General features: G+C 70.2%; 27 protein-coding genes and 1 other RNA gene. 20 read left to right on the top strand and 8 right to left on the bottom strand.

Translation table 11 applies throughout. From position 1 onward, the window contains the following. Positions 1-39 precede the first annotated feature (39 nt). From O7542_RS03240 to O7542_RS03260, 5 genes are all read left to right on the top strand, one after another. Positions 40-876, top strand: coding sequence for a Nif3-like dinuclear metal center hexameric protein (locus tag O7542_RS03240; protein WP_113972735.1), 837 nt, complete (start codon positions 40-42; stop codon positions 874-876). Further along, positions 866-1,603: a C4-type zinc ribbon domain-containing protein gene (locus O7542_RS03245; RefSeq protein ID WP_064448265.1), complete on the top strand. Its 738-nt coding sequence runs from the start codon at positions 866-868 to the stop codon at positions 1,601-1,603. The genes O7542_RS03240 and O7542_RS03245 overlap by 11 nt, the downstream gene beginning before the upstream one ends. Positions 1,604-1,608: 5 nt before the next feature. Next, positions 1,609-2,754, top strand: a complete 1,146-nt coding sequence (locus O7542_RS03250) for a bifunctional RNase H/acid phosphatase (protein WP_281605683.1) — start codon at positions 1,609-1,611, stop codon at positions 2,752-2,754. Positions 2,755-2,880: 126 nt separating this feature from the next. Beyond that, complete coding sequence (locus tag O7542_RS03255; RefSeq protein ID WP_030504212.1) at positions 2,881-3,123, top strand: DUF3311 domain-containing protein; 243 nt, start codon at positions 2,881-2,883, stop codon at positions 3,121-3,123. Further along, complete coding sequence (locus O7542_RS03260; protein ID WP_069088949.1) at positions 3,123-4,766, top strand: sodium:solute symporter; 1,644 nt, start codon at positions 3,123-3,125, stop codon at positions 4,764-4,766. Before O7542_RS03255 ends, O7542_RS03260 begins: the two co-directional genes overlap by 1 nt. A gap of 56 nt (positions 4,767-4,822) precedes the next feature. Here O7542_RS03260 and O7542_RS03265 read toward each other — a convergent pair whose 3' ends face one another. Then, positions 4,823-5,290, bottom strand: coding sequence for a MarR family transcriptional regulator (locus tag O7542_RS03265; RefSeq protein WP_064448268.1), 468 nt, complete (start codon positions 5,288-5,290; stop codon positions 4,823-4,825). 56 nt (positions 5,291-5,346) lie between these two features. Here O7542_RS03265 and O7542_RS03270 point away from each other — a divergent pair, with 56 nt between their 5' ends. Then, the gene (locus O7542_RS03270) at positions 5,347-6,570 is read left to right on the top strand and encodes an MFS transporter (protein WP_069088950.1); all 1,224 of its coding nucleotides are present in this window, start codon (positions 5,347-5,349) and stop codon (positions 6,568-6,570) included. A 24-nt stretch (positions 6,571-6,594) separates the two neighbouring features. Here O7542_RS03270 and O7542_RS03275 read toward each other — a convergent pair whose 3' ends face one another. Next, on the bottom strand, positions 6,595-7,356 hold the full coding sequence (locus O7542_RS03275) for a sulfite exporter TauE/SafE family protein (RefSeq protein WP_064448270.1): 762 nt from the start codon (positions 7,354-7,356) through the stop codon (positions 6,595-6,597). A gap of 155 nt (positions 7,357-7,511) precedes the next feature. Between O7542_RS03275 and rnpB the strand changes: the two genes are divergently transcribed. The 4 genes from rnpB to O7542_RS03295 all read left to right on the top strand — a co-directional run bounded on the left by rnpB (position 7,512) and on the right by O7542_RS03295 (position 11,328). After that, positions 7,512-7,920: RNase P RNA component class A (gene rnpB, locus O7542_RS03280), an RNA gene on the top strand. Positions 7,921-8,528: 608 nt separating this feature from the next. Then, positions 8,529-9,959, top strand: coding sequence for a hypothetical protein (locus O7542_RS03285; protein WP_281605684.1), 1,431 nt, complete (start codon positions 8,529-8,531; stop codon positions 9,957-9,959). Positions 9,960-10,046: 87 nt separating this feature from the next. Beyond that, positions 10,047-10,238, top strand: coding sequence for a tyrosine-type recombinase/integrase (locus tag O7542_RS03290; RefSeq protein ID WP_210869242.1), 192 nt, complete (start codon positions 10,047-10,049; stop codon positions 10,236-10,238). A gap of 541 nt (positions 10,239-10,779) precedes the next feature. Beyond that, complete coding sequence (locus O7542_RS03295; protein ID WP_281605685.1) at positions 10,780-11,328, top strand: LAGLIDADG family homing endonuclease; 549 nt, start codon at positions 10,780-10,782, stop codon at positions 11,326-11,328. Positions 11,329-11,543: 215 nt separating this feature from the next. Here the strand turns inward: O7542_RS03295 and O7542_RS03300 are convergent, their stop codons facing one another. Beyond that, complete coding sequence (locus O7542_RS03300; protein ID WP_281605686.1) at positions 11,544-12,320, bottom strand: transposase family protein; 777 nt, start codon at positions 12,318-12,320, stop codon at positions 11,544-11,546. 269 nt (positions 12,321-12,589) lie between these two features. On the opposite strand from O7542_RS03300, the gene O7542_RS03305 reads away from it, so the two are divergent. Both O7542_RS03305 and O7542_RS03310 read left to right on the top strand, forming a co-directional pair. Further along, positions 12,590-13,162 (top strand): hypothetical protein, encoded by a 573-nt coding sequence (locus O7542_RS03305; RefSeq protein WP_281605687.1) that lies wholly within the window; start codon positions 12,590-12,592, stop codon positions 13,160-13,162. A gap of 119 nt (positions 13,163-13,281) precedes the next feature. Next, the gene (locus O7542_RS03310; protein ID WP_124779027.1) at positions 13,282-13,716 is read left to right on the top strand and encodes a hypothetical protein; all 435 of its coding nucleotides are present in this window, start codon (positions 13,282-13,284) and stop codon (positions 13,714-13,716) included. A gap of 64 nt (positions 13,717-13,780) precedes the next feature. On the opposite strand, the gene O7542_RS03315 is transcribed toward O7542_RS03310, so the two are convergent. Continuing rightward, positions 13,781-14,248 (bottom strand): DUF3592 domain-containing protein, encoded by a 468-nt coding sequence (locus tag O7542_RS03315; RefSeq protein WP_043329270.1) that lies wholly within the window; start codon positions 14,246-14,248, stop codon positions 13,781-13,783. A gap of 111 nt (positions 14,249-14,359) precedes the next feature. Between O7542_RS03315 and O7542_RS03320 the strand changes: the two genes are divergently transcribed. Together O7542_RS03320 and O7542_RS03325 are read left to right on the top strand one after the other, a co-directional pair. After that, positions 14,360-14,755, top strand: a complete 396-nt coding sequence (locus tag O7542_RS03320; RefSeq protein ID WP_043329273.1) for a VOC family protein — start codon at positions 14,360-14,362, stop codon at positions 14,753-14,755. 201 nt (positions 14,756-14,956) lie between these two features. Next, on the top strand, positions 14,957-15,913 hold the full coding sequence (locus O7542_RS03325; RefSeq protein ID WP_281605688.1) for a threonine/serine dehydratase: 957 nt from the start codon (positions 14,957-14,959) through the stop codon (positions 15,911-15,913). A gap of 131 nt (positions 15,914-16,044) precedes the next feature. On the opposite strand, the gene O7542_RS03330 is transcribed toward O7542_RS03325, so the two are convergent. Both O7542_RS03330 and O7542_RS03335 read right to left on the bottom strand, forming a co-directional pair. Next, positions 16,045-16,530, bottom strand: a complete 486-nt coding sequence (locus tag O7542_RS03330) for a roadblock/LC7 domain-containing protein (protein ID WP_043329275.1) — start codon at positions 16,528-16,530, stop codon at positions 16,045-16,047. Next, entirely contained in the window at positions 16,527-16,898 is a 372-nt protein-coding gene (locus tag O7542_RS03335) for a hypothetical protein (protein ID WP_013287772.1), read from the bottom strand. Before O7542_RS03335 ends, O7542_RS03330 begins: the two co-directional genes overlap by 4 nt. Before the next feature lie 234 nt (positions 16,899-17,132). On the opposite strand from O7542_RS03335, the gene O7542_RS03340 reads away from it, so the two are divergent. Next, positions 17,133-17,444 (top strand): PadR family transcriptional regulator, encoded by a 312-nt coding sequence (locus tag O7542_RS03340; RefSeq protein ID WP_043329277.1) that lies wholly within the window; start codon positions 17,133-17,135, stop codon positions 17,442-17,444. Next, complete coding sequence (locus O7542_RS03345) at positions 17,438-18,184, top strand: hypothetical protein (RefSeq protein WP_274479139.1); 747 nt, start codon at positions 17,438-17,440, stop codon at positions 18,182-18,184. Before O7542_RS03340 ends, O7542_RS03345 begins: the two co-directional genes overlap by 7 nt. A 93-nt stretch (positions 18,185-18,277) precedes the next feature. Here O7542_RS03345 and O7542_RS03350 read toward each other — a convergent pair whose 3' ends face one another. Further along, on the bottom strand, positions 18,278-19,054 hold the full coding sequence (locus tag O7542_RS03350) for a M48 family metallopeptidase (protein WP_281605689.1): 777 nt from the start codon (positions 19,052-19,054) through the stop codon (positions 18,278-18,280). 178 nt (positions 19,055-19,232) lie between these two features. Here O7542_RS03350 and O7542_RS03355 point away from each other — a divergent pair, with 178 nt between their 5' ends. From O7542_RS03355 to npdG, 4 genes are all read left to right on the top strand, one after another. Next, positions 19,233-19,436, top strand: coding sequence for a hypothetical protein (locus tag O7542_RS03355; protein WP_018787041.1), 204 nt, complete (start codon positions 19,233-19,235; stop codon positions 19,434-19,436). A gap of 78 nt (positions 19,437-19,514) precedes the next feature. Beyond that, on the top strand, positions 19,515-20,285 hold the full coding sequence (locus O7542_RS03360) for a histone (RefSeq protein ID WP_113972572.1): 771 nt from the start codon (positions 19,515-19,517) through the stop codon (positions 20,283-20,285). 87 nt (positions 20,286-20,372) lie between these two features. Beyond that, positions 20,373-21,809, top strand: coding sequence for an RNB domain-containing ribonuclease (locus O7542_RS03365; RefSeq protein WP_274479136.1), 1,437 nt, complete (start codon positions 20,373-20,375; stop codon positions 21,807-21,809). Positions 21,810-21,873: 64 nt separating this feature from the next. After that, a complete protein-coding gene (npdG, locus tag O7542_RS03370) occupies positions 21,874-22,572 on the top strand; it encodes an NADPH-dependent F420 reductase (protein ID WP_069088968.1) in 699 nt (232 codons plus the stop codon). A 95-nt stretch (positions 22,573-22,667) separates the two neighbouring features. Here npdG and panB read toward each other — a convergent pair whose 3' ends face one another. Next, a complete protein-coding gene (gene panB / locus O7542_RS03375) occupies positions 22,668-23,513 on the bottom strand; it encodes a 3-methyl-2-oxobutanoate hydroxymethyltransferase (protein WP_281605690.1) in 846 nt (281 codons plus the stop codon). Between the last annotated feature and the right edge of the window lie 57 nt (positions 23,514-23,570).

Raw genomic sequence — 23,570 nt, forward strand, 5'->3', positions numbered from 1 at the left:
CCGGTAAGCTGGCCGCCCGTGAGCACAACCGTCGCCGACGTGGTGGCCGCCCTGGACCGCCGTTACCCGCCCGCCTGGGCCGAGGAGTGGGACCGGGTCGGCCTGGTGGTGGGTGAGCCCGACCACCCGGTACACCGGATCGCCTGCGTGGTGGACGTGGTCCCGGAGACCGTGGACGAGGCCCTCGAAGCCGGCGCGGACATGATCGTCGCGCACCACCCGCTGCTGCTGCGGGGCGTCTCCTCGGTGGCCGCCACCACGTACAAGGGCCGGATCGTGCACCGGTTGATCAAGGCGGACGTCGCGCTGTACGTGGCGCACACGAACGCCGACGTGGCCGATCCCGGCGTGTCCGACGCGCTCGCCGCCCGGTTCGGGCTGACCGGGCTGCGCCCGTTGCACGCGCCCCGCCCCGGCTCGCCCGCCGCCGGGCCCGGCCGGGGCATCGGCCGCATCGGCGAGCTGCCCAGCCCGATGACGCTCGCCGAGCTGACCCGGCTGGCCGCCGCCGTGCTCCCGTTCACCGCCTGGGGAGTTCGCGCCGCCGGGGATCCCGGGCGTATGGTTCGTACCCTCGCCGTCAGCGGCGGCTCGGGGGACGGCTTCCTCGCCGAGGCGACCGCGGCCGGGGTGGACGCGTTCCTCACCGCGGACCTGCGTCACCACCCGGCCGGGGAACACCTCGCCGCGGGCGGCCCGGCGCTGCTGGACGCCGCCCACTGGGCGACGGAGCGACCCTGGCTGGACGACCTGGCCGCCCACCTGGCCGGCGCGCTGGGCGTCGAGACCGTGGTGTCCGACCTGGACACCGACCCGTGGACCGTGCACGCCGCCGCGCCCCGGCCGGACGACAAGGAGCCCCGACGTGAAGGCTGACCCGAAGGTGCAGCGCCGCCTGCTCGACCTCCAGGCGATCGACACCGCGCTGGCGCAGCTCGCGCACCGCCGCCGCAGCCTGCCGGAACGCGCCGAGCTGGAGGCCCTGGCGCGTGAGCTGTCCGCGCTGGAGGACGAGCGGGTCCGCGCCCAGGTGGCGGTCGACGACCTGGACCGGGACATCGCCCGGATCGAGAAGGACGTCGACCAGGTACGGGCGCGCAAGAGCAAGGACGAGGCCCGGCTGGCCTCGGGCAGCGGCCCGGCCCGCGAGCTGGAGGCCCTCCAGCACGAGCTGGTCTCGCTGAACCGCCGGCAGAGCGACCTGGAGGACGCCGAGCTGGAGCTGATGGAGCAGCGGGAGACCGCGCAGGGCGTGCTCGACGGCATCGAGAGCCGGCTCGCCGAGGCCCGCGAGCGCCGCGCCGCGACCGAGCAGCGCCGCGACGAGGCCCTGGCCGAGATCGCCAAGGAGGAGGAGTTCAAGCGCACCGCCCGCCAGCCGCTCGCCGGTGACCTCCCGGCGGACCTGGTCGGCCTCTACGACAAGATCCGTGAGGACACCGGGCTGGGCGCCGCGCTGCTGACCGGGGGCCGCTGCGGCGGCTGCCGGCTGGACCTGTCCGGCGCCGACCTGGCTCGCATCCGCAAGGCCGACCCGGACGACGTGGTCCGCTGCGAGGACTGCCGGCGGATCATGGTCCGGACCAACGAGTCGGGGCTGTAGCCGCTGTGGCGGTGCGCGCGGTAGTGATCGAGGCCGACGGCGGCTCCCGGGGCAACCCGGGCCCGGCCGGTTACGGCGCCGTGGTCCGGGACCCGGAGACCGGCGAGGTGCTGGCCGAGCGGTCCGAGTCGATCGGCACCGCCACGAACAACGTGGCCGAGTACCGGGGCCTGATCGCCGGGCTGGAGGCCGCCGCCGAACTGGGCGCGGCCGAGGTCGAGGCGCGGATGGACTCCAAGCTGGTGGTCGAGCAGATGTGCGGCCGCTGGCAGATCAAGCACCCCGGGCTGCGCCCGCTCGCCGCCCAGGCCGCCGGGCTGGTCGGCCGGTTCACCGCCGTACGCTTCACCTGGATCCCCCGGGAGCGCAACCGGCACGCCGACGCGCTCGCCAACGCGGCGATGGACGCCGCCGCGTCCGGCGCCGCGCCGGAGGCGGCGGCCGAGGCGCGGGAGGCGGCCGTCGTCCGGGCCACCGGCACCGACCCGGCCACCACGCCCGCCTCCTGGGAGCCGCGCCCGACCGAGGAGGCCACCCGGCTGATCCTGGTCCGGCACGGCGAGACCGAGCGCACCGTGCGCAAGCACTACTCCGGCCGGGGCGACGTGCCGCTGACCGAGCGGGGCCGGGCCCAGGCCCGGGCCACCGCAGCCCGGGTGGCCGCGCTGGCGCCGTCCGTCGCGGCGGTGGTCAGTTCCCCGCTGTCGAGGTGTACGGCCACCGCCGAGGCGATCGCCGCGCGGGTCGGCAACCCGCCGGTACGCACCGACGACGACCTGATCGAGTGCGACTTCGGCGTCTGGGAGGGGCACACGTTCGCCGAGGTACGCGAGCGCTGGGCGGCGGAACTGGACGCCTGGCTCGCCTCCACCCGGGTCGCCCCGCCGCAGGGCGAGTCGTTCGTGGCGGTCGCCGAGCGGACCGGGCGGGCCGTCGACCGGCTGCGGTCGGCGTACCCGGGGGAGACGGTGGTGGTGGTCTCCCACGTCTCGCCGATCAAGCTGGTGCTGCGCGACGCGCTCGCCGCCGGCGACGCGTTCCTGCACCGGCTCTACCTGGACACGGCGGGCATCTCGGTGCTGGACCTGTACCCGGACGGCGGCGTCGCGGTCCGCTCGGTGAACGACACCTCGCACCTCACGGACGCCTGACGGCCGTTCGGCGCATGCCGGCGGCCGTTTGGCGCATCGACATCACCCGATCGGACGTGACCCCCGTCACAGGGTCGTAGCCTCCGGCCGTCACATGGCCCGCTACGAATGCCCGGAGGGTGTCACATGGCCGCACCGGAATCCGAGGCGCCGGACACGGCGCGATCCAGGGCGAAGGACAAGAGTCCCTGGAACTGGTTGCTCTTCATCCCGATCGTGGTGCCGCTGATCCCGGCGCTGTTCAACGCCGACTCACCCCGGCTGTTCGGGTTCCCGCGGTTCTACTGGCTGCAACTGGCCTGGATCCTGCTGGGCGTCGGCACCACCACGCTGGTCTACCAGATGACCAAGAAGCGGGGTGACCACTGATGTGGCGGGACCACCTCACCGAGATCATCGTCTTCACGCTTCTGTTCCTGCTGGTCAGCGCCATGGGTTTCGTGGCGGCCCGGTGGCGCAGACCGACCGACATGGCCCACCTGGACGAATGGGGGCTGGGCGGGCGCAGCTTCGGCGGCTGGATCACCTGGTTCCTGGTCGGCGGTGACCTCTACACCGCGTACACGTTCGTCGCCGTCCCGGCGCTGATCTTCGGGGCCGGCGCGGCCGGCTTCTTCGCGGTGCCCTACACGATCGTCATCTACCCGCTGGTGTTCCTGGTGCTGTGCCGGCTCTGGTCGGTCTCACACCGGCACGGCTTCGTCACCCCCGCCGACTTCGTCCGCAACCGGTTCGGCTCGCCGATCCTGGCGCTGCTGGTCGCGATCACCGGCATCGTCGCCACCATGCCGTACATCGCGCTGCAACTGGTGGGCATCGAGGCGGTGCTCAAGACCATGGGCGTGACCGGGGACAGCGCGCTGGCCCGGCACCTGCCGATCATCATCGCGTTCGCGATCCTGGCCGCGTACACGTACCAGTCGGGGCTGCGCGCGCCGGCGCTGATCGCGTTCGTCAAGGACTCGCTGATCTACATCGTGATCCTGGTCGCGGTGATCTGGCTGCCGTACAAGCTCGGCGGCTGGGGCGCCATCTTCGACGCCGCCGACGCGAAGTTCCAGGCGTCACCAGCGCCCGGCGACGGCATCCTGCTCAACCAGAACAACCAGATCCAGTACGTGACGCTGGCGTTCGGCTCGGCGCTGGCGCTGTTCCTCTACCCGCACAGCATCACCGGTGTCCTGGCCAGCCGGAACCGCGACGTGATCAAGCGGAACATGTCCGCGCTGCCCGCGTACAGCCTGCTGCTGGGGTTGATCGCGCTACTCGGCTACATGGCCATCGCGGCGAACGTGAAGCCGCTGCCGGGCGCGAAGGAGGGCACCACCGACGGCAACACAGTCGTGCCGCTGCTGTTCGACCAGCAGTTCCCGGACTGGTTCGCCGGGGTGGCGTACGCCGCCATCGGCATCGGCGCGCTGGTCCCGGCGGCGATCATGTCGATCGCGGCGGCGAACCTGTTCACCCGCAACATCTACAAGGAGTACCTGAAGCGCGACGCCACCCCGGCGCAGGAGGCGAACGTCTCGAAGATCACCTCGCTGGTGGTGAAGGTCGGCGCGGTGGCCTGCATCGTCTTCCTCGACCCGCAGTTCTCCATCGACCTGCAGCTCATCGGCGGCGTGATCATCCTCCAGACGCTGCCGGCGGTGGCGCTGGGCCTCTACACCCGCTGGTTCCACAGGGGCGCGCTGATCGCCGGCTGGGCCGCCGGCATGGGCCTGGGCATGTGGATGCTCTACCAGATCGGCAACCCGGCGACCGGCAAGAAGCACTTCGCCGGGTCGGCGTTCCCGCTGGAGAAGTTCGGCTTCGACACGCCGAAGACCATCTACGTGGGCATCGTCGCGGTGCTGGTGAACCTGGTGGTGGCCGCGCTGCTCACGCTGGTGCTGCGCGCCGCGAAGGTGGCCGACGGCCCCGACCACACCACGCCGGACGACTACTTCGCCGACGAGGACGACCCGCGCGTGACGCCCTCCGCCGACGCAGCCCGCGAGCCCGTGGCATGAAAGGAAGGGCCCCTTATTAACGCCTCGTGCATTGAAAGGGGCCCTTCCTAACACCCTCAGCGGCGGCGGGTGCGCGCGTCGAGCGCCTCGTTGAGGCGGTGCAACATGTCCGCGAGCGTCTCCCGGTCCGCCTCGGGCCAGGCGGCGAGGATGTCGCCGTACAGCCGGGTGCGGGCCGCCCGGACGGCGGCCATCCGCTGGAGCCCGGCCGCCGTCGCGGAGATCACCGTGCCGCGCCCGTCGGCCGGGTCGGGGGTACGCGAGATCAGGCCGTCGCGCTGGAGCGCGGAGACCTGCCGGGTGACTGTGGAGCCGTCCAGGCTCAGCCGTGCGGCGAGCGCCGAGACGTTCTGCGGGCCGGCCGCGTCCAGGTGGCGCAGGATCACGTACGCGGCGCGGTCGAGCAGCCGGTGCTCCATCGTGCCGGTGCCCCGGCGGGTGGCCTCGCCGAGCCGCATCAGCAACGCGACCTCGGTTTCGATCCGGCCGAGGGTGACTTCGGTGCCGTGGACGTCCTCGCTCATAGCTGTATGATACAAGAAAATTACCTGTACGATACAGCTATCTGGGAGGTTGCGGAGTGGATCGCCGATCCGAGCCCAACCGCAGTGCCATCTACGCCACCACGCTCGTCGCGTTCCTCGCCATTGCCGGCATCGCCGTCGTCGACCCGATCCTGCCCGCCATCGGCGAGGCGATCGGCGTCACCGCCTGGCAGGTCGAGCTGCTCTTCACCGCGTACATCGCGGTCATGGCCGTCGGCATGATCCCGGCGACGCTGGCCAGCGGGCGGTTCGGTTTCAAACCGGTGCTCGTCACCGGCGTCTCCGTCGTCGGCCTCGCCGCGATCCTCGCCTCGTTCAGCAACGACATCGTGCAGCTCTCAGTGCTGCGGGGCGTCTGGGGCCTGGGCAACGCGATGTTCTTCGCCACCGCCATGGTGGTGCTGGTCAACCTCGCCAACGACAGGGAATGGGTGGTCGGCCTGTTCGAGACCGCCCTCGGGCTCGGCTTCGCCGTCGGCCCGCTCATCGGCGGCCTGCTCGGCGAGGTCAGCTGGCGGCTGCCGTTCTTCGTCTGCGGCGTGTTCATGGTGCTCGCGCTCGGCGTCGCCGCCCGCAAGCTGCGCGAACCGGCACGCAAGCAACAGCCGGTACGCCTCGGCCAGATCTTCGCCACCTACCGCAAACCCGCGTTCGTGACGCTGTGCGTGGTCACCGCCGCGTACAACTTCGTCTTCTTCGTCGTACTCGGCTACACGCCGCTGTTCCTGCGCCTCGACGTCATCCCGCTCGGCCTGGCGTTCACCGGCTGGGGCCTCGGCCTCGCCGCCGGCATCCTGCTCATCGGGCACCGGCTGGCCCACCGCATCGGCGCGGTGCAGACCGTCGGCGTCGCCCTGCTCGGCCTGCTGGCCTGCATGGTCGCGTTTGCCACCTCCACCGGCACCGCCATGTCGCTCGTCGTACTCGTCGTCGCCGGCCTGTTCATGGGCCTCGCCAACGCCAACCTGACCGACCTGGCACTCGGGCTCGGCTCCGCCGACCGGCGCGTCGCCACGGGGGCATTCAACCTGGTCCGCTGGGGCGCCGCCGCGCCCGCGCCGATCATCTCCGGCAAGCTTGCCGAACACGGCCTGGCGCTGCCGTTCTGGGTCGGCTTCGCGGTGCTCGCCGCCGGTGTGCTGGTCTACCTGGCGTTCGGTCACCTGATGGCGGCCGGCTACGGCGAACGGGTCATCTGGAACCGGGCCGCCCGCCGTGCCGAGCACGCCCCGGAGGAGCCGGTGGGGGAGGCGTACTGACGCTCCGGTCTTGCCCGGGCGGCGTCAGGTCAACGCGCGCCACAGCAGGTAGCACCCGATGGCCGTGCCGAACACCACGATCACCGTCTTCAACACCACCTGCGGAAGCCGGCGGGCCAGCCGCGCGCCCGCGTACCCGCCGAACAGCGTGGCCGGCGCAACCACCGCGACCGCCGCCCAGTTCACCGGGCCGAACAGGGCGAACACCACCAGCGTGGTCAACCCCACCACGGCCGAGAGCAGGTTCTTCACCGCCGACACCCGGGCCAGCGTCGCGTCCAGCACCAGCGCCAGCCCGGCCACCAGCATCACCCCGAGGGCCGCGCCGAAGTAGCCTCCGTACACAGTGCCGAGCGCGACCATGGTCTGCACCGTGACGGTACGGCGGCGCGCGCCCAGCCGTTCCGGATGGCCGACCAGCCGGCGCAGCGGACCCTGGAACGCGAGTACGGCGGTAGCGCCGAGCACCAGGAACGGCACCACCAGCTCGAACGCCCGAGCCGGGGTGGCCAGCAGCAGCGCGCACCCGGCGATCGTGCCGAGCACGGCGGTGGGCAGCAGCGACCACAACTGCCGCCCGCGCGGCAGGTCCATCCGGCTGCCGGCCACGCTCGCCACGTACCCGGGAAAGACCGACACCGAGTTGGAGACGTTCGCCGCCACCGGCGGCAGACCGGTGGCGATCATCGCCGGGAACGTGATCAGCGAGCCACCTCCGGCCACCGCGTTGACTGTGCCCGCGGCGAGACCGGCGGCGAGCAGGAGCGCGGCGTCGGAGAGATCCATGGTCCCCCGAGGCTAGTCGGTCGGGCGGGCGAACGCGTATCGCGCCGGTTCGGGGAGGTGGCTGTATCGAGAGCCGGTTGATGCCGCCACCTCCCCGAGGTGGTGGGCGGGAAATGGGCGCGGCGGGTGCGTCGTTAGGATGAGAGCGCGACGGACGAGTCGACCGGGCGGTCGCGTCGACGGGCTCCGGCCCGTCGCCGAGGAACGTCCGGACTCCACAGGGCAGGGTGGTTGCTAACGGCAACCCGGGGTGACCCGCGGGACAGTGCCACAGAAAACAGACCGCCGGCCCGTAACGGGACGGTAAGGGTGAAACGGTGGGGTAAGAGCCCACCAGCACCCCGGGTGACCGGGGTGGCTCGGTAAACCCCACCCGGAGCAAGGCCAAGAAAGGGCCGTCACCGCAAGATGACGACCCGCGCAGACGCTTGAGGGCTGCCCGCCCGATGTCTGCGGGTAGGCCGCTGGAGCCTGCCGGCAACGGCAGGCCGAGATGGATGGCCGCCGCCGGTGCGCCTACAGGCGTACCGGGCACAGAATCCGGCGTACAGGTCGACTCGTCCGTCGCCCACCAGCTCAGAGCCGTGATCATGGCTCTGAGCTGGTTCTATGTCCGGGCGTCGATGGTCGTTCTTGGTCAACTTTGGCCGGCGTTTGACGCCCTGACGACGCCCTGACGCCCTGGAGACGCCCTGAGCGCCGGCTCAGTTGACCTCTTCTCGGGCAAGGCCGGCTGTGCCGCTGTGGGCCGTCTGAGGGGCCGCCGCTCGATGGTTTCGGAGCGGAGCCGGCGGCTGTGGGAAGGTCGGTCGCGTCCTGGCGGTGGAGCTGGTGCCGCGACCCGGTGACTCGGTGGCAAGCCAGTCCCGGGGTTGGACTGGCGCGGCAGCCGGAAGCCCGGACCACACGGCCAGGTCGACTTGCAGGCTTCCGTCACGGCCTTGCTGAGGCTGGTTCTTCTTCCCGTGGGGGCGGTGTCCCGGCGGCTGTCGGTGGCTCACCGCCCCGGCGCCGTAGGCGGCCGGGGCGGCTTGCCGCCGGCCGGGCTTGCCGCCCCGCACCGCGCGGAGCGCGGTGCCTTGATCTAGTACAGAACGATTCAGCAGCCACGCGACTTGACTTGACAGCCTCTGCAAGATTGAACGGGGCCGATCAGGTGTAGGAGCCGTTCCATGTTGTGGTTGCTGAGTGGGCTTTTTCTAAGTCTCGTTGCTCCATACCTCACGATTCGCTGGGCGTGTTCCTTCATGATGGCGCTTCGCGTGTCGATTTCCGCAAAACTATCTCCTCGGCTTCCGTTCCTTGCATCGCAGCCCTACCGCCTTAACCCAATTCGCCCCGTGGTTAGAACTTTCCTCGGTTGGCTCTTGGGTAGGGTTAGTGCGCATCGCGGTACATCCTTGCTAATCGACCGCTTCAACAGAGCCATTATCCGAAAGTCCAACTCGTGGCGAGCGGCTAACCAAGGCCCTCCAATGGTTGCGGTTTGGGCCAACCTTGGTCGCTTTTTTTGGCTCGGCTTGATCGGTTCATTCCTCGCGACAATCGCTATTGGTGTTCCTTGTGGAATTGGTTATTTGCTCGTGCGGATGGCGGCTGCCGCGAATCAGCAAGACTATGTTCAGGGAATGGCGGCTAGCCTCATTACTACGGTATTTATGGCGGCGATTTACGGCTTTTCTATCGTTGCTTCTGGTGCCAGCAAGATCGCCAAGTCCCCGCATTCAGTGGAGCTAAGAAGAATCTCCAAGTCGAGTGGGATGATTAGCAATAGGTCATTCTTGGAGTCTTCAATGGCGCTCTACTCCTACTCTCTGCTTCGCTTGGCTCCGTTTTTCCTAACTTACTTATTCGCTACATCATTTTTGATTATTTCAACCGAGAGCAGAAGTCTCGATAAAATCAAGGCTGACCTTTTAGGAGATCTCCCTCTGCTGGTTTCTGGTTTTTTTGTTGCATCTGGCGTTGTGGCGTACTTCCTCGTGGTTAGGCGCAAGGTCCGAGCAGTGCGACGCCAAATGGAACCCACTCGGGCCCTGATGGCATTACTTGATCAAACTTCCCAACAGGACGAGGGTGAGGCGTCGTACGGTAAGTACTCTCCCATACCTGATCCATTGGGACACTGGCGCCATGGTCTGGCATTGCTTGCCCAGCAAATGCGCTCTTCTGCGATTTTCATCGCTCCTGAATTGCGCCAGTTGTTGGTGCCGCATCCATTGTCGCGCGTATTGGATGGCCTTGATGTCGCCATTCGCCGCACTTTGGTTAACCCCGTAACGCCTGACGCTGTTCCCGTAAAGGAAATTCGTGGCACTCTGGAGCTTGTAGTCAGTTGTCTTGCCGAACCTAGAGATCCGGGACTTTTGCACGCAGCGGGATTGGCGGTAGAAAAACTTGCGCCGGAAGTCGCCGGGGAAGAATTGCCAGCATCAAGCCGGAAAGGTTGGTCGATGAATCGGCTTGTTGCGGTATTGGACCTAGTTGACGGGCCAACCAAAGCGTTCAATGCGGCCGCTGCAATGGGTGCCTTTACTCTGGCCCTATATGGCGCCGTCAACGGCGGGGATTTTTCAGGATTGACTAAACTAATTTTTAAGTAACTTTCCTCTTGCCTGTTTGCGGCGCTCTTGTGGGGTGCGGGCGTTCCGAAGGCGAATCTACGCATCACGCCGACCCGGGCCACCGGCATGCACGCGCTGCGCCACTTCTACGCCTCGTCGCTGCTCGACGCGGGGGAGAGCATCAAGGCCCTGGCGTCGTACCTCGGTCACGCCGATCCGGGCTTCACGCTCCGGGTCTACACGCACCTGATGCCGGCCAGCGAGGAACGCACCCGTAAGGCCATCGATAATCTCTTTCGAGGCGATACGTGGAGGTAACGTGGCGATCGATGCCATCGTCCCAACTGCGACTGGGTGGGCGAGCGCTAGAGAGTTGGTAATTGGTGACGAGGTCTTCGATGAGAGGGGTCGTGTCGCGAGAGTGAGGCGCACGTCCATTATGGCGGAGGGTGGGCCGCGATATCGCTTAGCTTTCCGTGATGGAACGTCAATTATCGCTAGCGCAGCTCAAGTTTGGCCGCTACGCGAGTTTTCAGGCAGCTATGCAGATCGTTCAGTGACAACAGCGGACGTTTTTACGGCGGGAATCGATTTCGAACGACGTCTGACGTCAGGAAAGACGAAGGCGTCCCGGGGTGGTGTGGCCCGTTGGCGGACTCTTGCAACCCCGGCTCTTAGCGTCGATCATTGCCCGCTCCCCTTGTCGCCGTATGTTCTTGGTTACTGGCTGGGTGACGGTGACAGTGATGGACCTCGAATCACCGTATCCGAGGATGACTTTCCTGACCTTGAGCGTCAGCTCGAACTAGAGGGTGCGAGGGTCATCTCCCGGCAGAGGACTCATGGGAGAACTCTCAGGGTGCGCTTCGACCTAGGTGGCTACGGCACGGGCATCCGAGCGCTGCGCGAGCTGGGCGTGTTGGCGAATAAGCACATCCCTTCACAAGTCTTTCGGGCTTCTAAGCGGCAGCGCCTGGAAGTTTTGCAAGGGCTGGTGGACAGTGACGGATACATCGAAAAGAAGACGAACCGGGTAGAAATTTGCTTCACTGCGGCGCGTCTAGCGCAAGACACGGTCCAACTGATCAGGACGCTAGGGCTGTATCCGCGGATGAGCTCGGTAGATGCAGTCCTTAAAGGGCGGAGGGTTGGTCTCCGACACAGGATTAACTTCACCGCATATCTGGACGACGCTGTGTCTCGTCTTCCTCGCAAGCTCGGGCGCCTAGGCGCCAAGGGTTTGATCGTCCCGTACTCCCGGGTTCGAACGATCGTCGGCATCGCTCTGGTTGATCCAGGGCCAGTCTTTGGCATCGAGGTGGATTCTCCGAGCCGGCTCTACCTGGCTGGCGAGGGGATGATTCCTGTTGAGTCCACGCGTTGCGCGGTCGACCGGGCTTCAACCTGAGTGCGATTTTAGAGTCGTGGTAGCGCGCGACGCCCTGGCGACGCCCTGAGAGGGTGTCAGGAGGGTAAAACGCCTGCTCAGGGTGCGTGTACCCTTCACAATCCGGCGTACAGGTCGACTCGTCCGTCGCCCACCAGTTCGCAGCTTCGATTAAGGCTGCGACCTCGGCGTATGCCGGATATCGATCGGTGTTGGTGATTGTCATTGAGCCATTTTCATCGTGGGTAGCGGGCGTCCTCGGCGGCTTGGAGGACGAGGATGGCCTGGACGATTGGGGTGGCGCGGCGTGGGCAGCAGCGGAGTTTGGTCAGGATCTTCCACGTCTTGAGCGTGGAGACGGCGCGTTCGCCGAGGGCTCGGATCTTGGCGTGGTGCCGGTTGACGGACTTCTGCCGGCGGGACAGTCGGGTGCGGCGGCGTTTGAACGGGGTCCAGATGGCGCCGCGGGCGCCTTGATAGCCCTTGTCCGCGAAGGTCAGCACGTTGGTGCTGGTCAGGGCGTCGATCAGGCCGTGCGTGCGGGCGGCGGTCAGGTCGTGGACGGCGCCGGGCAGGGCGGGTGAGGCCCAGACCAGCCGCCCGGCCGGGTCGGCCAGGACCTGCACGTTCACGCCGTGTCGCTTGTGCTTGCCGGAGTAGTAGGGCCGCTGGTCGGCGACCCGGTCGATCGGGATCAGCGTGCCGTCGAGGATCGCGTACGCCAACCGGGTGACTCGACGCATCGCCGCGGTGAGGTCGTCGGCGCAGCCGGCGAGCAGGTCGACGGCCTCGCGCAGGTAACGCCATACGGTGGCCACCGACACGGCGAAGCCGGCGGCCAGCCGGGTGAGGGTGTCGCCGTTGCGCAGGTGGGCCAGAGCCATCAGCGCCTGCTGCTGCGCAGGCAGCCGGCGCCAGCGGCCGCCGAGCGTGCGGCGCCGATCACGGATCAGCTCGGTCAGGCGGGTCAGGCTACGCGTGGACAGCGGGATGCTGGCAGGATAGGTCAGCAACGAAGCTCCTGTGCTGGGCAGTGCGTCTTGGTCGACTGCTGTCCTACCGGGAGCTTCGTCCTATCTGGAGCATCGACACGCCCCTGCCTACCTGCTCAGGCCCCTTGATCACGATGAAAATGGCTCACTGGTCCCGCGATGTCAGTCTGTCCGTCGTTGTCGGGCTTGATTGACGTCTGCGGATGGCCTTGGCTCTAGGGCGGCTCTGCGGCCGGGCGACCTGCTGGCGTGAGGAGACCTAGGCTGACGTCCATGTCGCGGAGCATGCAGTGATCGACCTGGACGAGCACAATCACCAGTCGGCGGAGTCGGGTACCACCGTCCACGACCGTCTCGTGGTCAGACAGAAGATGACCCTGCGGCTCGTCGCCGTTTTCGTGGTCGGCGTTGTGCTTGGCGGCTTCGGTGTCAGCCAACTGCGGGACTCGCGTGATCAGCGGGAGCGGAACGCCGTGGTCGCATTCGTGGCCTTCCCTCAATCGGCCGACTCTGGAAGCGCGGCCTCCGCGGGACCCGTCCGACTGTCCGGGTATTTGGCGTTGGCCAACGCCGGCCCCGGGCCGATCACCGTTCGTCGGGTTCACGCAAAGAGGCCGGGCGTCGTGATACACAGCATCGGATCGCCCCGGTTGTTACCGCCTGGCAGCACCGGTCAGCTCGCGGTCGAGCTGTGGTTCGATTGCTCGGTCGCACGCCTCCAGCGAGAGCCGCTGCCGCTAGGGTTGTCGGTCGAGACCGATGACAAGCAAGGCAGAAGGGTCAGCTACCCCGTCGCTCTCGTAGGAAGCGACTGGGAGCGCGAGGCTCTGAGCAAGTGTTCACGCATAGGCACGGTGGGCTGACGCGTAACGAACCAAGGCCAAGCGCTGAAGCGGATCTCTGCGCGGCTGCCCCTCGTGCCCGCTGCGCACTCCGCTACTGCCCCTCACCGCCCCTGAAGTTCTCGCCTACAGTGCCGGCTGTGGATCTCGCTGACTGCGTGGGGCGTGTGCTCGAACTGCGGACGCTCGACCTCGCAACGCAACCTCCACCCAGTCCCGGGCCCGCTGCTCTACCCGTGGTGGGATACGACTTCCTGGCTCTGTATCTGAGTGTCACCGAAGAGTTCGACGACAACGTGCAGGTTCTTGAGGTCCTGGAGCGCTTCGAACAGGACTGCGCCTCTCTCGAAGAGGCGTTGAGCCGGCTGTGGGGACCAGCCGAGAGCGTGGACCTACGGCCGTACATGGATCTCATGGTGCGGGGAGAGAGCGTTCCGGAACTTCCCGGGTTCCTTCTCGGCGTCATGTCGGATGTGGCTGTGTGGCGCTTTGCAGATCGGAGCATCTGTGTCGGCGTCGGGGTGTCGGACACCCACGGCCCGGTGGTCCTGGTAGCCGCAGCGGGCGAGCTGTAGCGGGAGCGTGCTTCGGGGCGTTTGTGCTGGTAGTAGTTCCGGTTCCGCCCATCGGGATCCGTGCTCAGCGAGGATATTCGTGGGGTGGGGGATCTCTTCTGAGCAGCGCGAGCGAGATCGCGATCACGGCGAGGCCCAGGCCTGCCAGCACGGTCGGCGCCTGCAGGAGAAGATCCTCCGTCGCGTACCCGTCAGGCGTGGCAGCCCTGGTCGGATCCGTCCGGTCGACGCGTACATCGAGTACGTCCCCGACGTGGAACTCACTCTCGTCGAGTTCGCTGGAGAACCGCTTCCGGTGCCGTATGCCGTCGAACGTGTAGTCCACGGTCAGCCTCGTGGCGGCGAACGATCGGCTGATCTTGAACCGTTCGACGTGAACCACCTGGCCGGTCGTCTCGGCGCCGGCGAGTACCCGCTCGTCGATCGCCGTGCTCAGCCGATCGTGGAGCAGCATCCCGCCGCCGACCAGAAGGGTGCCCAGGACAACCGCCAGGACCAACTTGAGTTCCCGTCGGCCGAACGGGCTCGCCATTGCCGGTCCTCCCAGCATCCTCGGGATGAGTGCGTTGTAGCACGTCCTCGCTCGTCGCCAACCGCCATGGCCGCCAGTGCTGCAACCCGTGCCACTCTGCGATGATCAGGTGTGACCTCCTACGTGTCCCACACCACCGTGGACTGTGCCGACGCCTACGCCCTGTCCCGCTGGTGGGCATCGGTTCTGGACTACCGCGAGGACCCGGACGACCCGAACGAGCCGGGCCACGAGGAGTGCATGATCTACTCGCGGGGCGGGCGGCACCGCCTGCTGTTCATCGAGGTGCCGGACGCGAAGCAGGTCAAGAACCGCATCCACCTCGACCTGCGCCCGGTCGATGGGACGCGCGACGAGGAACTGGCCCGGCTGACCGGGCTGGGTGCGGCGGTGGTGGCCGACCGGCGGGAGACCGACGGCACCGGCTGGGTGGTGCTCGCCGACCCGGAGGGCAACGAGTTCTGCATCCTGCGCAGCGACGCCGAGGTGGCCGCCACCCGCCCGTGACAGTGATCGAGCCCAGGTGCTCGACCTGGCTCCCACCGATCTTGGAGTTGTGGCGCCCACAACGCCCCGTTTCGCGAAGTTCGGCAGGCACCACAACTCCAAGATCGACGGGGAGAGCGAGAGGTGGGGGGACGGGGAGGGCGGGGAGAGCGGGCAAGGGCGGGGGGAAAGCCGGCGGGTTGCTTGTGGCACGCTGCGGTGGTGATCGAGCTTGCGGACATCCAGGCGGCCGCCGATCGGATCGCCGACGTCGTGGTGCACACGCCGACCCTGCCCAGCCCGGGACTGACCGAGCTGCTCGGCGTACCTGTGACCGCCAAGCTGGAGCTGCTGCAACGTACCGGATCGTTCAAGGCCCGGGGCGCGGCGGCGAAGCTGCTCGCGCTCGACGACGCCGAACGGGCGGCCGGGGTGGTGGCGGTCAGCGGCGGCAACCACGGCATCGCGGTCGCGGTGATGGCCGGCGCGCTCGGGGTGGCGGCGACAGTGGTGATGCCGCGCAACGCGCCCGCCCGCGCGGTCGAGGTTGCCCGCGGGGCCGGGGCGGACGTGCGGCTGACCGAGGACATGGCCGGCGCGTTCGCGCTGATGAACCGGCTGCGGGACGAGGGTGTGACGCTGCTGCACCCGTTCGACGACCCGATCGTGCTGGCCGGGCAGGGCACTGTCGGGCTGGAGCTGGCCGAGGATGCCGGTGAGCTGACCGACGTGCTGGTCAGCATCGGCGGGGGCGCGCTGATCTCGGGCGTGGCGGCGGCGCTGCGGGCGCGCCGGCCGGGGGTACGCGTCTGGGGCGTGGAGACCGAGGGCGCGCAGGCGATGTCGCAGGCCCTGGCGAAGGGCGGCCCGGTCGAGGTGCCGTTGTCGTCGATCGTCACCACGCTCAGCGCGCCCAGCGTCTCGCAGCTCACCTACGATCACGTGACCGCGCTGGTCAGCGACGTCCTCGTGGTCTCCGACGCCGAGGCGGTGCGGGGCACGCTGGAGTTGGCCGAGCACGCCAAGGTGTGGGCCGAGCCGGCCGCCGGTTGTCTGCTTCCTGCCGCCCGCCGGGTGGTCGAGCGGGTGGGCGGTGACGCCCGGCTGGGCCTGGTGGTCTGCGGCGGCAACGCCACGGTGGCCGACGTGACGACGTGGGCCGGCCGCTTCGGCGTCTGACCCGCCGGGCACGGGACCACCGAGCACGGGACGGCCGCGCCGGAGCGGGCGACCGCCGCGCACAAGCTACCGAACCTGGGGTACGCCGGCCGGCTCGGTTCGGACGGGTGGGACCGAGCGGCCGGCGTACGTCAGGACGTGGTCGGACTGACCCCGTCGAGCAGCTCGGCGAGCTTGGCCGCGGTGGTCGGGGCGTGCAGGTGCAGGCGCGCCACGTTGATGCTGTCCGTGCCGACCACGGCGAGCAGGGCCTGGCCGTTGATCGCGTACACGCTGAGGTAGCCGCCCGCGTTGCGGACCGTGGACTGCTGGAAGTCGCCCTGTCCGAGCCGGAGCCCGACCTGGCGGCCGAGCCCGTACGTGGTGGCGGCGAGCGCGGCCAGGTCGTCCGGGTCGGCGCCGTTCTGCAGGTTGTGCGTGACGAGCAGGCCGTCGACGCCGCCGAGGACGCACCCGTGCACGCCGGGGATCTGCAACCGCAGCGCGGACAGTTCCTGGGCGATGGCCGGGTACGGCAGGGTCGGGTTGCCGGCCAGCGAGGGCGGAAGCGCGCGTGGTGGCGGCAGGGTGCCGGTCTGGGGGCGCGTACGGCGGGGGAGGTCGTCCACCCGGCTCACAGTTCCAGGCTCTCCTCGATCGTGCGCAGTTGGTGCCGCGCCATCGCGAGGTTGGCCCGGCTCTTGCTGACCATCAGGTAGAGGAACAGGCCCTTGCCGGTGCGGTTGCTCAGCGGGCGGATCAGGTGGTACTGGCTGCCGAGCGTGATCAGGATGTCCTCGATCTCGTCGTCGAGCTTGAGCATCTCGATGGTGCGCAGCTTGGCGCGTACGACGTCGGTGTTCCCGGCGGCGGCGACGGTCAGGTCGATCTCGCCGGTGCCACCGGCGACGCCGAGGGTCATGCCACTGGTGTAGTCGACGAGCGCGGCGCCGATCGCGCCGTCGATGTTCATCGCGTTCTTCAGCGCGATGTCAAGGTTGCCCACGATTTCTCTCCCCAACTCGGGCCGCTGTCCGCTGGAAGCGCGACAGCGGATTCGTCCGTCGAGGCTCGCATATGGAGGTGCGAGGTGCACACGGACCACCGGTGATCCACCTGAGCGGGCCCTCCGGACGGGCCACCGGTCCCGCGGGAGGGACCACGCCGTCCATCGCCGATCGCCGTCCGTCCCGGCAAGACGGTGCATCCATGCTATGTAGAGTTCCGATAGAGTGCCGCTGTGCGACTGACCATCCCGGTGGCGAAGGTGCTCTCGGCGCTGCTCGCCGAACCCGAGGCGCCGCGCTACGGCCTCGACCTGATGCGGCTCACCGGCCTGCCCAGCGGGACGCTCTACCCGGTGCTGCACCGCCTCCAGGCGGCCGGCTGGCTCACCGCCGACTGGGAGGCCGTCGACCCGGTCGCCGCCGGCCGCCCGGCCCGCCGCTACTACCGCCTCACCGGGGAGGGCATCCGCTCGGCCCGGCTGGCGCTGGCCGAGCTGCGTGCCCTCGTACCCGCCGAACGTGCCGGCGCGGACCCGGCGTGGTGACCCGGCGGGTGGCGCGTACCGCCGGGGTGTTGCTGTTCGCGCCGCCGGCCTGCCTCGCGGTCCTCGTGGCCGCGGCCGCGGCGATGGCCCTGGCGCACGGGTGGCTGGAGATGCGCGCCGCCGCGCAACTGCCGGCCTGGTCGGCGCTCACCGCGCTGCTCGGCGTGGCGCTCGCGCTCGTCGTCGCCCGGGCCGCGCGCCGGACCGTACGCGTGGGGGCGCTGCCCACCGCGCTCGGCGTGGTGCTGCCGATCGCCGCGACGGTGACCGCCACGTCGGCGCTGCTCGCCGCCCGGGGCGAGAGCCGGGTGGGGGAGAAGGTGCCCGGGGTGCTGCTCTGGCTGGCGCTGCTGGTCGCGGCGCTGTGGGCCGCCGGGGCGCTGGCACGCCGGGGCCGGGTCCGGGCCGCGTGGCTGGCCGGGCTGCTCGGCGCGCTGGTGGCGGCCGACGCGGCGGTGGTGCTCGCGGTGGTCACCTCGATCCCGGCCGGCGCGCCCGTGGCGGACGGCCTGCCGCCGGACTCGGTGGACCGGATCTCCGCGCCGCTGTGGCTGTTCACCTGCTGGACCGACTCGTCGTTCGGGCTGCCCCGGCCGACCGGCTGGGAACGGTTCCTCATCACCGACCGGGTGCTCGTCGAGCCGATGTTCTACCTGGCGTGCACGCCCTACGTCCTGGCGTACGCGATCGCGGCGGCCCGGCCGGCGGCGGCCGCCGCGCCCGTCCCGGCTCTCGCCTGAAGGGTCAGGAGTTCCAGCTCAGCGCCCGGCCCGCCCGCTCGTAGTGCCGTGCCAGCTCGGCGTCGATCCGCGCGGCCCGTTCCTCGGTGAGCGTCACGGCCGTACCAGCAGCCCGCCGCCGTCGGAGCCGCCCCGGGGCCGGAACAGGTCGGCGGCGTTGCCCAGCATGGTCAGCGCCGGCTGGGTGACCGGCCCGCGCCGTACGTCGCCGTTGACGAAATGGCCCAGCTCGTGCCCCAACAGCGCCACCCGCGCGGGCCCGTCCAGGGCACCCCACAACGGCAGCCCGAGGCCGAGCACGCGCCGCCGGCGCAGCCCGACCGCTGTCGCGTACGCGTTGATGCCGCCGTCGACGCCGATCACGTGCGGCATCGGCGCGCCCACCGCGGACGCCACCTCGCGGACCAGGGCGTGCAGCTCCGGCGCCTCCTGCGCGGTGAGCACGTCCAGGTCGCCGTCGACCCGGCCGAAGCGCGGGCGCAGCGCCACCGCCAGCGCGATCAGCGCCACGCCGCCGACCACGGCGAGGTTCGGGAAGGGGTACGCGAACAGCAGCCACACGCCGGCCACCGCGAGCCCGGCCACACCGAGCAGGAGCAGCACCGAGATGCCGGTGACGAGGAGGCTGGCGAACCCCGGCCCGGTCGACTTCAGCGACCGGGCGACCAGGGCGGCGTACTGCTGACGGGTGAGCCGCGCGGCGAGCCGGTGGGTCCGCCGGTCGACAGGCGACCAGCCGAACTCGGGCGCCTGGCGGCGCGCGTCGTAGGTGTCGAGGTTCCAGTCGCATCCGGGGCACCACGGCAACGCCCCGTCCAGCGACACCGGCGTCGTGCCGCAGCGCGGACAGGCCCCCGTGCCCGTCGTCATGGTGATCACGAGCGCCGATCCTGTCCGGTTCGCACCACTGGCGGTACCCGCCGTTCGGACGAGGACGGGCTTGCGCGGTTCCCCACCGCAACCGTCCCGACCAGGTCTAATGTGGAGAAGCGTGACTATTTGGGCCGTTCCGGTGGCGGACGGGCGGTTACCAGTGCACAGTGATCGCATGAGCGACGACGGAAGTGGTGGGCACTACTACTGGTGCACGCGACACCACCGGGTCGAGACCGATGCCGACGTGTGTCCCGCACGGCACGTTCTCGGACCGTACGCCTCAGCCGCCGACGCGGACAACGCCCTGCAGACGGTGCGGGAGCGGAACGACGCGTGGGACGCCGAGGACGCCCGTTGGGCCGGGGAGGGCCGCTAGACGGCGCGGGAGGGCCCGCGTCGAGGTGATCCGTGCTCCCGCGAGGGCGGGAGCACGTCCCCAGGAAAGGGAACCGAGATGGCCGAAGCACAGCAGGCCACCCGCCCGGCCGCGAAACGGACGACCGCGAAGAGGACCGCCGCGGGCAGGTCGACGACGGTCACCAAGGCGTCGCCGAACGCCTCGGGCGCCGGCGCCGGACGGACGCCGGCGAAGAAGGCGGTGGCGAAGAAGGCGGCCGCCAAGAAGGTCGTGTCGGCGGTCCGCGGGGCGCCGGCCACGAAGGCCACCACCAGGACGACCGCCAAGAAGACGGCCGCGAAGAAGGCTGGTACCCGGACGGCGCCGGCCGGCCGGGCCACCGCCAAGAGCGCGCCCGCCAAGAAGGCCACCGCGAAGAAGACGACGGCGAAGAAGACCACCGCGGCGAAGAAGACGACGGCCGCGAAGAAGACCACCGCCGCCCGGAAGAGCACGGCGGCGAAGTCGACTGTCACCGCGCGCAAGAGCACCACCGCGAAGAAGGCGCCGGCCCGCAAGACGACCGCGAAGAAGACGGCGGCGGCGACGAAGGCGACCGGAGCGCGGAAGGTCACCGCGGCGGCGAAGAAGACCACCGCCGCCAAGAAGACCACAGCGGCGAAGAAGGCTCCGGCGAAGAAGGCCACCGCCTCGACCCGCCCCACGGCGCGCAAGACGGCGGCGAAGAAGGCGCCCGCGCGCAAGACCACCACCGCGCGCAAGACCACCACCACGGCGAAGAAGACCACGGCGGCCAAGAAGGCGCCCGCCCGCAAGACCACCACCGCCAAGAGCACCGCCCGGAAGGCGCCGGCCCGCCGCGCCTGACCCCCGCCGCCCTCCCGCGGGGCGCCGCACGGACACGGCGCTCGCCCCGAAGGGCGGAACGAGCGGGGCGCTGTCAGGATTGACCACGTGGTGATCCGACGCGTACTGGCGCCCCGTATCGACTTCGGCGCGCTGCGCCGCGAGCTGGGACTGCCCGAGAGCTTCCCGGCCGCGGCGCAGCGCGAGGCCGACGCGGCCGCAGCCGCGCCGCCACCGGCCGTCGCCGACCGGACCGACGTCCCGTTCGTCACCGTCGACCCGGCGACCTCGCGCGACCTCGACCAGGCCATGCACCTCGCCCGCCGTCCCGGCGGCGGCTACCGCGTCCGGTACGCGATCGCGGACGTGCTGACCCACGTACGCCTCGGCGGTGACCTGGAGGCCGAGACGTGGCGCCGGGGGCAGACGGTCTACCTGCCCGACGGCAACGTGCCGCTGCACCCGCACACGCTCAGCGAAGGGGCGGCCAGCCTGCTGCCCGACGCCGACCGGGCCGCGGTGCTCTGGACCGTCGACCTGGACGCCGACGGCGCCACCGTCGCGGTCACGCTGGAGCGGGCGCTGGTGCGCAGCCGGGCCAAGCTCGACTACGGCGGCGTGCAGCGCGACGCCGACGCCGGCCGGCTGCCCGAGCCGATCGCCCTGCTGCCCGAGATCGGGGCGCTGCTCACCGCCCGTGGCCTGAGCCGGGGCGCGATCAACCTGCCGCTGCCGGAGCAGGACGTCGAACCCGACGGCGACGGGTGGCGGCTGGTGCTGCGCGGCCCCGGCCCGATGGAGGAGCACAACGCCCAGATCTCGCTGCTGACCGGGATGGCGGCGGCCGACATCATGCTGGCCGGCCGGATCGGGCTGCTGCGCACCATGCCGCGTCCCCGCGCGGAGGCGGTCGAGCGGCTGCGGCTGGCCGCCGGACCGCTCGGCGTGCCCTGGCCGGACGGCACCCCCGTCGGTCAGGTGCTCGACGGGCTGGACACCTCCCAGCCCCGGGTGGCCGCCTTCGTCGACCAGGCCGCCGAGCTGATGCGCGGCGCCGCGTACACCGCGTTCGACGGTGAGCTGCCCGAGCAGCCCGAGCACGGCGGGGTGGCGGCCGCGTACGCGCACGTCACGGCGCCGCTGCGGCGGCTGGCCGACCGCTACGCCACCGAGGTCTGCCTGGCGCTGCACGAGGGCCGGGAGGTGCCCGAGCAGGTGCGGGCCGCGCTGCCGAAGCTGCCCGAGGTGATGGCCACGACCGACCGGACCGCCGGCGCGGCCAGCCGCGGCGCCGTGGAACTGGCCGAGGCGGTGCTGCTCGCGCACCGGGTGGGGGAGACGTTCGAGGCGGCCGTGCTCGACGTCGACGAGCCGCGCCCGGCGGGCAACGGCCGGTCCGGCCGACCGCCCGGCGGCACGATCGCGCTGGACGAGCCGCCGGTCCGCGCCCGCTGCACCGGCGAGCTGCCGCTGGGCGAGCGCGTCCGGGTACGCCTCACCGTCGCCGACCCGGCCCAGCGCCGGGTCGCCTTCGAACGGGCCTGACCAGCGGCCATTGTCACAGCATCGGGATGCACCGCACGCCGCCTCGCTTTGCGAGGATGAGCGCATGGCTTACGACGCGACCACGCTGCCCGACGTCTCCGGGCTGACCGTCGGCATCATCGGTGGCACCGGCGACCAGGGACGAGGTCTCGCCTACCGGTTCGCCCGCGCCGGGCAGAGCGTGCTGATCGGCTCCCGCACCGCGGAGCGGGCCTCCCAGGCCGCCGCCGAGATCGCCGCCCTGCCCGGGGTGCCCGACGGCGCCATCGTGTCCGGCGGCGACAACGAGGACGTGGCCCGGCGCAGCGACGTGGTGATCGTGGCGGTGCCGTGGGACGGGCACGCGGTCACCGTCGCCGCGCTCGCCGAGCCGCTGGCCGGCAAGATCGTGGTGGACTGCGTCAACCCGCTCGGCTTCGACAAGCAGGGCCCGTACGCGCTCGACGTACCAGAGGGCAGCGCGGTGCAGCAGGCCGCCGGGCTGCTGCCCGAGTCCCGGGTGTGCGCCGCGTTCAACCACGTCAGCGCGCCGCTGCTGGCCGACCCGCAGATCGACCGGATCGACCTCGACGTGCTGATCTGCACCGAGGACCGGGAGGTGGCCGGCGTGGTGGCCGCGCTGGCCGCGCGGATCCCCGGCATGCGGGGCATCTACGCCGGCCGGCTGCGCAACGCCCACCAGATCGAGGCGTTCACCGCCAACCTGATCGCGATCAACAAGCGCTACAAGGCGCACGCCGGCATCCGCGTCACCGATCTCTGAACTGCCGCGCGGCGCGCGCCGCGCGCCGCGCGCGCGTGTTAAGAAGGGGCCCCTCCTCTACGCCAGGCGTTAAGAAGGGGCCCTTCCTTACACCCTCAGAAGGTGTGCTCGGCCGCGGGGAAATCGCCGCCGCGTACCTCGTCGGCGAACCGGCGGGTGGCGTCGGTGAGCGCGCCCGCCAGGTCGGCGTAGCGCTTCACGAAGCGGGGCGCCCGGCCGGTCCGCAGCCCGGCCATGTCCTGCCAGACCAGCACCTGCCCGTCGGTGTCCGGGCCGGCCCCGATGCCGACGGTGGGGATGGCCAGCTCGGCGGTGACCCGCTTGGCGACCTCGCCCGGCACCATCTCCAGCACCACCGCGAACGCGCCCGCCTCGGCCACCGCCCGCGCGTCGGCGAGCACCTCCTCGGCCGCCTCGCCCCGGCCCTGCACCCGGTAGCCGCCGAGCGTGTGCTCGCTCTGCGGGGTGAAGCCGATGTGCGCCATCACCGGGATGCCGGCGCCGGTGATGGCCTCGATCTGGGCCGCGCAGCGCCGTCCGCCCTCCAGCTTCACCGCGTGGCAGCCGCCCTCCTTCATGAACCGCACCGCGGTGCGCAGCGCCTGCGCCGGGCCCTCCTCGTACGAGCCGAACGGCAGGTCGCCGACGATCAGCGACTGCTTCGTGGCCCGTACCACGGCGCGGACCAGCGGCAGCAGCTCCTCGGCAGTCACCGGCAGCGTGGTCTCGTAGCCGAACACGTTGTTCGCCGCCGAGTCGCCGACCAGCAGCGCCGGGATGCCCGCCTGGTCGAAGATCGAGGCGGTGTACTGGTCGTACGAGGTGAGCATCGCCCAGCGCTCGCCGCGCTCCTTGGCGGCGATCAGGTCGCGGGTGCGTACCCGCCGGGTCGCCGGGCCGCCGTAGAGCGCCGTCACCTCGGCCGGGGTGGACTCCACCATGACAATCTCCTTCCTCGAGGCCGCGCACGCGGTCCCCGGGTTCCCCGCGATCGTCGC

The organism is Micromonospora sp. WMMC264 (genome assembly GCF_027497275.1).
Lineage (GTDB): Bacteria > Actinomycetota > Actinomycetes > Mycobacteriales > Micromonosporaceae > Micromonospora > Micromonospora chalcea.